The following is an 11,384-nucleotide window of genomic DNA, read 5'->3' as shown; positions in this document are numbered from 1 at the left end:
TGTGGTACCTGCCGCCTGCATTTTTTTCGCAGGCGGGCCATGGGTGAGGCCTTCACCCGGCATTCCCTGCGCCCTCTCGATTTTGGGAGGGCCGAGTTGATCGCAGACCTCGGGCATCATGTGCCGCGAGACCGCGTTGCCACGTCCTGCCTGCGCTGTTTGAGACGTGAATCCGATCTATCCCAACCGTCGTCCCGGGCAAGCCGTGAGGCGCGAAGCGCGTCACGGCGCCGACCCGGGACCCATACCCCGCGGCAGTCATGATGGGCACAAAGCCAATCGCAGCCTGCCTCAAACCGCTCCCTGGGGGTATGGGTCCCGGCGTTCGCCGGGACGACAGCGAGGCTACTGATGCGTGGTGCCATCAAGCAGCGCAGGCGAAACGCGTCGCGTTGACCTCGCTAGAACGGCAGTCCGACATAGTTCTCCGCCAGCGACCGCTGCGCGGCCTCCGACGAGAACAGATAAGCGAGCTCGGTGTCCTGCAGTCTGTCGTCGTAGGACAACCGGTCGGGGAAACGATGCAAGAGCGTCGTCATCCACCAGGAGAAGCGCTGCGCCTTCCAGATCCGCGCCAGCGCCCGCTGCGAATAGCCGTCGATGCCGCGGTCGTCGCCCTTTTTGTAGTGATCGAGCAGCGCATGATAGAGATAGTAGATGTCGGACGCAGCCGAGTTCAGCCCGCGCGCACCGGTCGGCGGCACGATGTGGGCGGCGTCGCCGGCGAGGAACAGCCGGCCGTAGCGCATCGGCTCGGCGACGAAGCTGCGCAGCGGCGCGATGCTCTTCTCGATCGAGGGCCCGGTGATCAGCTTGGCCGCGATCTCCGCCGGCAGCCGGCGCTTCAGCTCCTCCCAGAACGCATCGTCGCTCCAGTCCTCGACCTTGTCGGTGAGCGGCACCTGGACATAGTAGCGGCTCAGCACCTGCGAGCGCAGCGAGCACAGCGCGAAGCCCCGCTCGTGCTTGGCATAGATCAATTCCGGCGACACGGGCTTGGTGCGCGACAGCACGCCGAGCCAGCCGAACGGATACACCCGCTCGTATTCCGTCAGCTTGTCGTGCGGGATCGATTTGCGGCTGACGCCGTGGAAGCCGTCGGCGCCGATGATGTAGTCGCAGTCGATGCGGACGACCTCTTCGTCCTGACGGTAGGTGACGTAAGGCTTGTCGGAGGCGATGTCGTGCGGCGTCACGTCGGTCGCGTTGTGCACGACCTTGCCGCCGAGCTTGTCGCGGGCCTCGTAGAGATCGCGCGTCAGCTCGGTCTGGCCGTAGACCATCACCGAGTTGCCGCCGGAATATTTGTGCAGGTCGACGCGGTCGAGCTTGCCGTCATGGGCGATGTAGAAGCCGTGATGAATCTCGCCCTCGCGGTCCATGCGCTCGCCGCACTGCGCCTCGCGCATCAGCTCGGCAAAGCCGTGCTCGAGCACGCCAGCGCGGATGCGCGACAGCACGTAGTCGCGGCTGGATTTCTCCAGGATGATCGTATCGATGCCCTGCAGGTGCAGGAGCTGCGACAGCATCAGGCCCGACGGGCCTCCGCCGATGATGCAGACTTGGACTTTCATGGGCGTGTTCTCCCGGATTCGCAGACGCAGGCTTGTTGGGTATGCTTTTCAATCGCTGATTTTAGCAAGGAATGTGCTGGGATCACTTGGATGGACGCGGCATTCTCTTGCACTTTTCCGACACCATGCCGCGATGCAAAACGAATGCGAAGGTGGTATCGGGCGGCGCCGATCACCCTTACGGCGGCGCCGCGCCGTCCCCCACCCCCATCGCACGGCGATAGTCGCGCGGGCTCGCCCCGGTGTGCCGCTTGAAGAAGCGGCAGAAATAGGCCGGGTCCTTGAAACCGAGCTCGAACGCCAGCTTCGACACCGGCGCTGCAATATAGGTGAGCCGCCGGCACGCCTCGCGCGCCAGCCGCGCATGCACGATGTCGAGCGCGGACTGGCCGGTCTCAGCCCGCGTCAACCGATTGAGCCGCTCCGGCGTCATGCCGAGCTCGTCGGCGTAGCGCGCCACCGACCAGTGATCGCGGTGATGCGCCTCGACCAGCACGATGAAGCGGGTGAACAGCGCCGCATGCCCGCTGCCGCGCCGCGCGCCTTGCGACTGCCGCGCGCTCTGCTGCGCCAGCCGCCACACGATCGAGCGACCGAGCCAATGCGGCACCGGTGAGGCCGCGGAATCGGCCGCGGCGAACTCGTCGGCGAGGTCGACGAACAGCGCGCCAATGCGTCGCGTCGCGACCGCCTGCGCATCGAGATGCAGGATCTGCGCGGTTGCGAACAGGTCGCGCAGCGCCTCGCCGGTCGCCGGCACATCGCCCTCCACCACCGCCCGCGGATTGAACGTCAGCACATAGCCGTCGGTGTCGCGCGAGAAGCGGAAGGCATGGACCACGCCGGGCGGAATGATCACGGCGACCGGGCCGGTACAGCGCTCGCGGCTTTCGTCCAAGGCGATCTCGGCTGGACCGGCAGCGACCCAGAGGATCTGGTGCAGGCCCTGGTGCGTATGCGCCTCGATCTCCCAGCGATACAGCTTGCTGCGCACCTGGATCGGCTCGACATGCAGCATGTCCGGCTGCGCGGCCGACGCTTCGCCGTAGAGCGCGAAGGCCGGGATCGACGGCTTGGTGCGAAAGCGGGGCATGAGCGAGAGCTAACCTGAATGTCGGAAAAGTACAAGTCTTGGCCGGCTTTCGTGTCTCACGCCGCGGCCACGGCTCGGCTAGATCAGTGAAAAGAACAACAACGACCACACTCAATGGAGAGGAGGCCCAACATGTTCGCGTTCGACCCGTATTCGCCTGCGGTCGATGCCGACCCGTTCCCATTCTACAAGACGCTGCGCGACGAGCACCCCTGCTTCTGGAGCCCGCAGGCCCAGGTGTGGATTCTGTCGCGCTATGCCGATGTGGCGGCGGCCGGAACGAACTGGCAGACCTATTCGTCGGCCAAGGGCAACCTGATGACCGAGCTGCCGAACCGCGCCGGCGCGACGCTCGGCACCACCGACCCGCCGCGCCACGACCGGCTGCGCGGCCTCGTCCAGCATGCCTTCATGAAGCGCAATCTGGAGAGCCTGTCAGGCCCGATCCGCGACATCGCGCGCGACTGCGCCGAGGCGCTGCGCGGCCAGGACCGGTTCGACTTCATCGAGGCGTTCTCCTCGAAATTCACCGTGCGCGTGCTGTTCGCCGCGCTCGGCCTGCCGCTCGGCGACGAGCAGACTGTGCGCGACAAGGCGGTGCTGATGGTGCAGAGCGATCCGGTGAGCCGCGCCAAGGGACCGCAGCACATCGCAGCCTACAACTGGATGCAGGACTATGCGGCCGGCATCATCGCGGAGCGCCGCGCGCGGCCGCAGAACGACTTGATCTCGCATTTCAGCATGGCCGAGATCGACGGCGACAAGCTCGACGAGCGCGAGGTGCTGCTGACGACGACAACGCTGATCATGGCCGGCATCGAGTCGCTCGGCGGTTTCATGACGATGCTGGCGTACAATCTCGCCGATCACGCCGAGGCGCGCCGGGCCGTCGTCGCCAATCCCGACCTGATGGCGGACGCCGTGGAAGAGTCGCTGCGCTTCAACACCTCGGCGCAGCGCTTCCGCCGCTGCCTGCAGAAGGACGTCACCTTGCACGGGCAGACCATGCGCGCGGGCGATTTCGTCTGCCTCGCCTACGGCTCCGCCAATCGCGACGAGCGGCAGTTTCCCAATCCGGATGTCTACGACATCACGCGGAAACCGCGCGGCCATCTCGGTTTCGGCGGCGGCGTGCACGCCTGTCTGGGCTCGGCGATCGCGCGCATGGCGATCAGGATCGCGTTCGACGAGCTGCACAAGGTCGTGCCGGACTATCGCCGCACCCAGGAGCAACTGCCCTGGATGCCGTCCTCGACCTTCCGCAGCCCGATGTATCTCGAGCTGACGGTGCATTAGTCCGTCGCAAGGACGGGATGGCAGGCTCGAGCTCGCGCCTCGCTGACGGTACGCCCCCTCGCCCCGCTTGCGCCGGGCGAGGGGCACCAACGGGTCGACAAGAGCTTACACCAGCGCGCCGAGATCCGCCGCGCTGAAGCCCTTCAGGCCCGCCTTGTCGCCGGACTTGATCTTCGCGACCCATTCGGCATCGCTGATCAGCGCGCGGCCGACCGCAATGAGGTCGAACTCCTCCTTGGCCATGCGCTCCAGCAGCGCGTCGAGATCGGCCGTCGTCGACGGCTTGCCGGCAAACGCCGAGAAGAATTCATCGGACAGGCCGACCGAGCCGACGCTGATGGTCGCAGCCCCCGTGATCTTCTTGGCCCAGCCGGCAAAGTTCAGGCCCTTCTCGCCGTCCACGTCCGGGAATTCCGGCTCCCAGAAACGGCGCTGCGAACAGTGCAGGATGTCGACGCCGGCCGCGACCAGCGGCTGCAGCCAGTCGGCCATCAGCGCCGGCGTCTCGGCGAGCCGCGCCGCGTAGTCCTGCTGCTTCCATTGGCTGACGCGCAGGATGATCGGGAAATCGGGACCCACCGCCTTGCGGATCGCGGCGACGACCTCGCCAGCGAAGCGCGAGCGCTCCTTGATGGTGGCGCCACCATAGCGGTCCTCGCGCTGGTTGGTGCCGGACCAGAAGAACTCATCGATCAGATAGCCGTGCGCACCGTGGATCTCGACGGTGTCGAAGCCGACCCGCTTGGCATCGGCCGCGGCTTGCGCGAATGCGGCGACGGTGTCGGCAATGTCGTTCTCGCTCATCGCGTTGCCGCGCGGCTTGCCCGGCGCAACCAGCCCGGACGGGCTCTCGACCGGCGCATCGGGCTCCCAGCGGCTCATGCCCCTGGTCGAGCCTGTGTGCCAGATCTGTGGCGCGATGCGGCCGCCGGCGGCGTGCACGGCCGTGGCGACGCTCTGCCAGCCGGCCAGCGCAGCATCGCCGTGGAAGAAGGGAATATTGGGCTCGTTGCGCGAGGCCGGGCGGTTGACGACCGTGCCCTCGGTGAGGATCAGCCCCACGCCACCTTCGGCGCGGCGGCGGTAATAAGCGGCGTTGGCCTCGCCGGGAATGCCGTTCGGCGCCGCATTGCGGGTCATCGGCGCCATGACGATGCGGTTCTTCAGCTCCAGCGTCTTCAGGCGGAAGGGACGAAACAGCACGCTGGTATCGAGATCGGACATTCAGAGGGCTCCATTGCGTTCGGAACCGCTCCAGTATACTTCGTAAACCTGAAGTCAATCAGGCACCCAAAGTCGCTCAGGTATATCCGAGGAAACCGCTGTCGTGACCGCCACGTCGACATCAGAGACCGCCCCGCTCCGCTGCAAGCCGCAGCACTTCTCGTCGGAATGCCCGAGCCGGGTGCTGATCGACCAGATCGCCGACAAATGGTCGATGATGGTGTTGGCGGTGCTCGACTCCGGACCGCTGCGCTTCAACGCGATCAAGAAGCAGCTCGAGGGCGTCACCCAGAAGGCGCTGACGCAGTGCCTGCGCCGGCTGGAGCGCAACGGCCTCGTCGCCCGCGAGGTGATCGCGGACTCGCCGGTCGCGGTTCAGTACGAGATCACACCGCTCGGCCGTACCCTGCAGCCGCCGTTCCGCGCGCTCTACGCCTGGACCATCGCCAAGATGCCGGAGGTCGAGCAGGCGCGTCAGGCGTTCGACGGGCGCCGGGGCCGCTGATCCCAGACGGCCACGGGCCGCTATTGAAATGCGACTTCGGCGAAACTGCGCAGCTTGCGCGAATGCAGCCGCTCCGACTCCTGGTGTTTCAGGAGCTCCAGCGCCTTCAGCCCGATCTGGAGATGCTGGCCGACGCGCTGCCGATAGAAGTCGCCCGCCATGCCCGCCAGCTTGATCTCGCCATGCAGCGGCTTGTCGGACACGCAGAGCAACGTGCCGTAAGGCACGCGGAAGCGATAGCCATTGGCCGCGATCGTTGCCGACTCCATGTCGAGCGCGATGGCGCGCGATTGCGACAGCCGCCGGATCACCGCCGGACCGCTGATCTCCCAGTTGCGATTGTCGACGCTGGCGACGGTGCCGGTGCGCATCAGCCGCTTCAGCTCGAAACCGGAAAAGCCGGTGACCGCCTCGACGGCCTCTTCCAGTGCGACCTGCACCTCCGCAAGCGCCGGGATCGGCACCCAGGGTGGCAGCTCCTGGTCCAGCACATGATCCTCTCGGACATAGCCGTGCGCCAGCACATAGTCGCCGAGCCGCTGCGTGTTGCGAAGACCCGCACAATGGCCGACCATCAGCCACGCATGCGGCCGCAGCACCGCGATGTGGTCGGTGACGTTGCGTGCGTTCGAGGGCCCGGTGCCGATGTTGATCAGGGTAATGCCCTGGTGCCCGGGCTCGACCAGGTGAAAGGCCGGCATCTGCGGCGTGCGCGCCGGCGCCGCGCCTGTCGTGCCGCCGCCGAGCCGCGCATTGCGCGTGATGACGTTGCCCGGCTCGACGAACGTCTCGGCGGCGCCCTGCCCCGCCGCGAGCTGCTGACGGCCCCAATCCGCGAAGGCATCGACGTAGAACTGGTAGTTCGTGAAGATCACGAAGTTCTGGAAGTGGTCGGGATCGGTCCCGGTGTAGTGATAGAGACGGCGCAGCGAGTAGTCGACGCGCGCGGCGCGAAACAGCGACAGCGGCTCCGGCATGCCCGGCGTCAGCTCGAGCGTGCCGTCGGCGATGGCGTCGTCCATGGTCGACAGATCCGGCACGTCGAACACGTCGCGCAAGGAGCGCGTCACCAGCGGGCTCTCGTGATGCGGCAGCGCCGTCTCGATGTTGATGTCGCGCCGATAGGCGAAATGGACCGGGATCGGCTCAGCCGACTCGCCGATCTCGACCGGCACGCCGTGGTTTTCGATCAGCAGGCGGATCTGCTGGGTCAGGTACGACCGGAACAGATCCGGCCGCGTCACGCTGGTCTCGTGCGCGCCAGGACCCGCAACGAAGCCGTAGGCGAGACGCGAGTCGAGCCGGGCGTGACTTGCGGTGGTCAGCCGCACGAAGGGATAGGTAGCGCGGATCCGTGTCGCGGGCACGACGCCGTTGGCATAGGCCTCGAAATGGCCGCGCAGGAAAGCGGTATTGCGCTCGTAGATCTCCTCGAGCCGGGCCACCGCGGCGGCCGCGTCGGTGAAGGTTTCTGTTGCCACGGGTGGCGGAGATTGGACAGTCAATGGCGATCCTTTGGGTCCGGCGGACGGTCGTCGAGGCAGACTTGCGCAATCATAGAAATCACCCCTGGCTTTGCCCAGGGGGCGGGTCACGCGATGACGCCCATGAACTGGACATTGAGCCACGATGCGCTGCATTGCGACAAGGATTTGTGGTCGAATGTTTCAATTGCCTGTGCGCGTCATTGCTCATAAGACGGTTTCACATTGGCCGAGACAGGCCGAGGTCTGAAGGGTGGGAGATCATAGCGCAACCATGTTGCACGCGAATGGATTCGGATTGGCCGGCGTCATCGGCATGCCCGTTACTCACTCCCGCTCCCCCACGATCCACAATTTCTGGCTCAACGCGCACGGCCTGCGCGGCGCCTATGTGCCGCTCGCGGTTCAGCCGGAGCGGCTGAAGGATGCGCTCGCAGGACTGGTGGCACTCGGCTTTCGCGGCTGCAACGTCACCATGCCGCACAAGCAGACGGCGATGCCGCTGCTCGATCGGGTGAACGAAACCGCACGCCGCATCGGCGCCGTCAACACCATTGTCGTCGAATCCGACGGCACGCTGAGCGGCTTCAACAATGACGGCAACGGCTTTGTCCAGAGCCTGCGCGACGCCAGGCCGGACTGGCGCGCCGACGAAGGTCCTATTCTCTTGCTCGGCGCCGGCGGCGCTGCGCGCGCGGTGGTGGTGGCGCTGCTGGAGAACGGCGCCCGCGACATCCGCATCAGCAACCGCACCGCCGAGAAGGCACAGGCCATTGCGGCCGAGTTCGGGTCGGCGATCAGCACGGTGGCGTGGGAGGACCGCTCGGCGGCGGTGGCCGACGTCGCGCTGCTGATCAACAGCACCGATCGCGGCATGATCGGTAAGCCGGCGCTGGAGATCGATCTGGGGCGGCTCTCAGCCAAGACGCTCGTGGCAGACCTGATCTACACGCCGCTGGAGACGCCCTTCCTCGCGGACGCTCGCGTCCGCGGCTGCACGACGGTGAACGGCCTTGGCCTGCTCCTCAACCAGGCGCGCCTGGCCTTCCAGGCGTGGTTCGGAGTGCTGCCGGACGTGACGCCCGCGCTGATCAAGGCCATTCAAGCGACGTTCTGAACGTCGGTCAGAGAGGGCTCGACCATGGCACTTCCGGCAGGCCCCAGGATCGATTGCCACATCCACGCCATCGATCCCGCGCGCTTCCCCTACGCGCCGGATACGCCCTATCGTCCGACCGGCCAGGAAATTGCGCCCGCCGCGCATCTCATTCGCGTGCTCGACGTCTTCGACGTCCGGCACGCGCTGATCGTCGCGACCAATTCCGGCTATGGCTTCGACAGCCGCATCCTGCTCGACACACTCAGGCTCGGAGATGGCAGGTTCAAGGGCGTCGCGGTCGTCGAGAAGGACGTCGACATCGGGGAACTGGAGCAGTTGAAGGCCGCAGGCGTCATCGGCGTCGCCTTCAACGTGCCGTTTCATGGCACCGACTATTACCGTGACGCCGCGCCGCTGCTGGACAAGCTGACCGACCTCGATCTGTTTCTGCAGGTCCAGGTCGAGCAGGATCAACTGCTCGACTTGCTGCCGCTCATTGAAAGGTCAAAAGTCCGTCTCGTGTTCGATCACTGCGGCCGGCCTGCCGTCGAACACGGGCTGCAGCGCGCCGCCTTCCAGGCGCTGCTCGCACTCGGCCGCGAGCGTGATGCCTATGTGAAGCTATCCGGCTACTACAAGTTCGCGCGGCAGCCCTATCCCTACGCCGATACGTGGCCGTTCATCGCCGCGCTCGTCGATGCCTTCACGCTCGATCGTTGCGTCTGGGGCTCGGACTGGCCTTTCCTGCGTGCGCCTGAACGGCTCGACTACGGGCCGCTGCTGGCCGGCATCACCGCAATCTTTCCAGATCCCAACGACCAGCATCGGCTGCTATGGCGAACGCCATCGCGGCTGCTGGGCTTTGCAGAGATACCGATGAGTTCGTCACCATAAGCAAAAAACAAGGGGGAGGATATCGTGAGACATCTGGGACGACTGAGCGGCGTTGCGCTGGCCGCTTCGCTGTGGGGCTTCCATGCGCATGCCGAGAACACTGTCTACATTCCGGACGTCGTCGAGCTGTCGGGCCCAGGCGCGGTGTCGGGGACGAACTGGCGCGATGGCGTCGCGCTTGCGGTCGACGAAATCAATGCCGCTGGCGGTATTCTCGGCCGCAAGATCGCGACCGAGCATCTCGACACCCAGAGCAATCCCGGCGTCTCCCGCGCCCAGGTCCAGAAGGTGCTCGACCGCGAGCCTTACGTCGTGCTCGGTCCGATCTACTCCGGCTCGGTCAAGGTCAACATGGCGCTGACGCAGCAGGCCGAGGTGCCACAGATCGTCGGCGCCGAGGCGGCCGACATCACCACGCAGGGCAACCCCTGGATCTTCCGCACCGCCTTCGGCCAGCAGTTCAGCATGCCGAAGATCGCCAACTATCTGCACGACCAGCTGAAGGTGAAATCGGTCGCCGTGGTCTGGGTGAATAACGATTTCGGCAAAGGCGGCCGCGACAGCTTCGTCAAGGAGATGAAGACCCGCGGCATCGAGGTGGTGTCGGACATTTCGACCGAGCAGGGCCAGGTCGATTTCGGCTCGGACGTGATCAAGCTGAAGAACGTCAAGGCCGACGCGATCTTCGTCTACACCAACGAGGAAGAAAGCGCGCGTTTCCTGATCGAGGCCAAACGTCAGGGATTGTCGGTGCCGCTGTTCGGAGAGACGACGCTGCTCAGTCAGAAGGTCGTGGAGCTCGCAGGCCCCGCCGCCAACGGCGTGCGCGGCCATGTCGGCCTGAGCGCGGATGCGCCGGTCCCAGCCATCCAGGCCTTTGCGAAGAAGTTCAACGAGCGCTACCGCTACTGGCCCGACCATAACGGCATCAAAGGCTATACCGCGGTCTATCTCATCAAATACGTGACCGAGATGATCGGCAAGTTCGACGGCCACGCTTTCGGCGCCACCATGAAGGGATTGACGCTGACGCCGGACAAGGCACCGGGCATGCTGATGGAGGCAAGCTGGGACCAGAACGGCGACATCGACCGTGAGAGCTTCCTGGCCGAGATCGTCGACGGCAAGCAGAAGATTGTCGCGACGCTGCCGAAGCTGAAGCCGTCCAAGGCGCCATAAGCGGCCGCGGGGCCGCGCCTGGGAAGTCCCCTCCCCGCGCCTACCACGCGAGGAGGGATAGTGTCAGCCCTTGGCGAGCTGCTCGTCGAGATCGTGCAGCACCTGGTAGCAGGGCAGCACCTGGGCCACGGAGGCGTTGGGCTCGCGGCCCTCGCGGATCGCGGCGAAGAACTCGCGGTCCTGCAGCTCGATGCCGTTCATGGAGACATCGACCTTGGAGACGTCGATCTTCTCTTCCTTGCCGTTCACCAGATCGTCGTAGCGGGCGATGTAGGTGCCGGTGTCGCCGATGTAGCGGAAGAAAGTTCCGAGCGGGCCGTCATTGTTGAACGACAGCGACAAGGTGCAGATCGCTCCATTGGCGGTCTTGAGCTGGATCGACATGTCCATGGCAATGCCGAGGTTGGGATGAATCGGTCCCTGCACAGCATTGGCCTTCACGATCGGCGAGCCCGCCTGATAGGCGAACAGGTCGACGGTGTGCGCGGCGTGGTGCCACAAGAGGTGATCGGTCCAGCTGCGCGGCTGGCCCAGCGCGTTCATGTTGGTGCGGCGGAAGAAGTAGGTCTGCACATCCATCTGCTGGATGTGGAATTCGCCGGCCTTGATCTTCTTGTGCACGAACTGGTGGCTGGGATTGAAGCGGCGAGTGTGGCCGCACATCGCGACCAGCCCAGTCTCCTTCTGCAGCTCGACGACCTGCTGCGCATCCTTGAGCGAGTCGGCGAGCGGGATCTCGACCTGAACATGCTTGCCGGCCTTGAGGCAGTCGATCGCCTGCGCCGCATGCATCTGGGTCGGCGTGCAGAGAATGACGGCGTCAACCTCCGGCAGCTTCAGGCTGTCGGCGAGTTCGGTCGAGACGTGCTTGATGCCGTATTTGTCGGCGACTTCCTTGGTCTGGTCGAAGCGGCGCCCGACCAGCGACACCACCTCGACACCGTCGATGTTCTTGATGCCGTCGAGATGCTTGATGCCGAAGGCGCCGGCGCCGGCGAGCGCGACCTTGATGGTCTTAGAACCGTCTTTGGCCATA

At 65.5% G+C, this 11,384-nt stretch carries 10 protein-coding genes; 5 read left to right on the top strand and 5 right to left on the bottom strand.

Translation table 11 applies throughout. From position 1 onward, the window contains the following. Nucleotides 1-401: 401 nt before the first annotated feature. Entirely contained in the window at nt 402-1,574 is a 1,173-nt protein-coding gene (gene pobA / locus QX124_RS28555) for a 4-hydroxybenzoate 3-monooxygenase (RefSeq protein WP_315741202.1), read from the bottom strand. Nucleotides 1,575-1,752: 178 nt separating this feature from the next. Continuing rightward, nucleotides 1,753-2,667, bottom strand: coding sequence for a helix-turn-helix domain-containing protein (locus tag QX124_RS28550; RefSeq protein ID WP_315798921.1), 915 nt, complete (start codon nt 2,665-2,667; stop codon nt 1,753-1,755). Between the two features lie 132 nt (nt 2,668-2,799). Here QX124_RS28550 and QX124_RS28545 point away from each other — a divergent pair, with 132 nt between their 5' ends. Beyond that, nucleotides 2,800-3,963, top strand: coding sequence for a cytochrome P450 (locus tag QX124_RS28545; RefSeq protein WP_315798920.1), 1,164 nt, complete (start codon nt 2,800-2,802; stop codon nt 3,961-3,963). Between the two features lie 105 nt (nt 3,964-4,068). On the opposite strand, the gene QX124_RS28540 is transcribed toward QX124_RS28545, so the two are convergent. Next, nucleotides 4,069-5,187 (bottom strand): NADH:flavin oxidoreductase, encoded by a 1,119-nt coding sequence (locus QX124_RS28540; RefSeq protein ID WP_315798919.1) that lies wholly within the window; start codon nt 5,185-5,187, stop codon nt 4,069-4,071. A gap of 181 nt (nt 5,188-5,368) precedes the next feature. On the opposite strand from QX124_RS28540, the gene QX124_RS28535 reads away from it, so the two are divergent. Beyond that, on the top strand, nt 5,369-5,692 hold the full coding sequence (locus tag QX124_RS28535) for a helix-turn-helix domain-containing protein (protein ID WP_315741221.1): 324 nt from the start codon (nt 5,369-5,371) through the stop codon (nt 5,690-5,692). Nucleotides 5,693-5,712: 20 nt separating this feature from the next. Here the strand turns inward: QX124_RS28535 and QX124_RS28530 are convergent, their stop codons facing one another. Further along, the gene (locus QX124_RS28530; RefSeq protein ID WP_315798918.1) at nt 5,713-7,197 is read right to left on the bottom strand and encodes an AMP nucleosidase; all 1,485 of its coding nucleotides are present in this window, start codon (nt 7,195-7,197) and stop codon (nt 5,713-5,715) included. A 253-nt stretch (nt 7,198-7,450) separates the two neighbouring features. Here QX124_RS28530 and QX124_RS28525 point away from each other — a divergent pair, with 253 nt between their 5' ends. The 3 genes from QX124_RS28525 to QX124_RS28515 are packed head-to-tail and all read left to right on the top strand — an operon-like array spanning nt 7,451 to nt 10,348. After that, nucleotides 7,451-8,293: a shikimate dehydrogenase gene (locus QX124_RS28525; protein ID WP_315798917.1), complete on the top strand. Its 843-nt coding sequence runs from the start codon at nt 7,451-7,453 to the stop codon at nt 8,291-8,293. A gap of 24 nt (nt 8,294-8,317) precedes the next feature. Beyond that, nucleotides 8,318-9,169, top strand: coding sequence for an amidohydrolase family protein (locus QX124_RS28520; RefSeq protein WP_315798916.1), 852 nt, complete (start codon nt 8,318-8,320; stop codon nt 9,167-9,169). A 24-nt stretch (nt 9,170-9,193) separates the two neighbouring features. Beyond that, nucleotides 9,194-10,348: an ABC transporter substrate-binding protein gene (locus QX124_RS28515; RefSeq protein ID WP_315798915.1), complete on the top strand. Its 1,155-nt coding sequence runs from the start codon at nt 9,194-9,196 to the stop codon at nt 10,346-10,348. Between the two features lie 63 nt (nt 10,349-10,411). Here QX124_RS28515 and QX124_RS28510 read toward each other — a convergent pair whose 3' ends face one another. Beyond that, nucleotides 10,412-11,383, bottom strand: coding sequence for a Gfo/Idh/MocA family oxidoreductase (locus QX124_RS28510; RefSeq protein ID WP_315798914.1), 972 nt, complete (start codon nt 11,381-11,383; stop codon nt 10,412-10,414). Nucleotide 11,384: the final 1 nt, after the last annotated feature.

It is taken from the genome of Bradyrhizobium sp. SZCCHNRI3043 (assembly GCF_032377735.1).
In the GTDB taxonomy this organism is placed as follows: Bacteria; Pseudomonadota; Alphaproteobacteria; order Rhizobiales; family Xanthobacteraceae; genus Bradyrhizobium.
The sequence above is the reverse complement of the archived record's forward strand: the minus strand, read 5'-3'. Positions and strand labels throughout refer to the sequence as shown.

Coding starts and splice junctions, on each gene's coding strand:
- pobA (WP_315741202.1), bottom strand. CDS start 1,574: ATGAAAGTCCAAGTCTGCATCATCGGCGGAGGCCCGTCGGGCCTGATG.
- QX124_RS28550 (WP_315798921.1), bottom strand. CDS start 2,667: ATGCCCCGCTTTCGCACCAAGCCGTCGATCCCGGCCTTCGCGCTCTAC.
- QX124_RS28545 (WP_315798920.1), top strand. CDS start 2,800: ATGTTCGCGTTCGACCCGTATTCGCCTGCGGTCGATGCCGACCCGTTC.
- QX124_RS28540 (WP_315798919.1), bottom strand. CDS start 5,187: ATGTCCGATCTCGATACCAGCGTGCTGTTTCGTCCCTTCCGCCTGAAG.
- QX124_RS28525 (WP_315798917.1), top strand. CDS start 7,451: ATGTTGCACGCGAATGGATTCGGATTGGCCGGCGTCATCGGCATGCCC.
- QX124_RS28520 (WP_315798916.1), top strand. CDS start 8,318: ATGGCACTTCCGGCAGGCCCCAGGATCGATTGCCACATCCACGCCATC.
- QX124_RS28510 (WP_315798914.1), bottom strand. CDS start 11,383: ATGGCCAAAGACGGTTCTAAGACCATCAAGGTCGCGCTCGCCGGCGCC.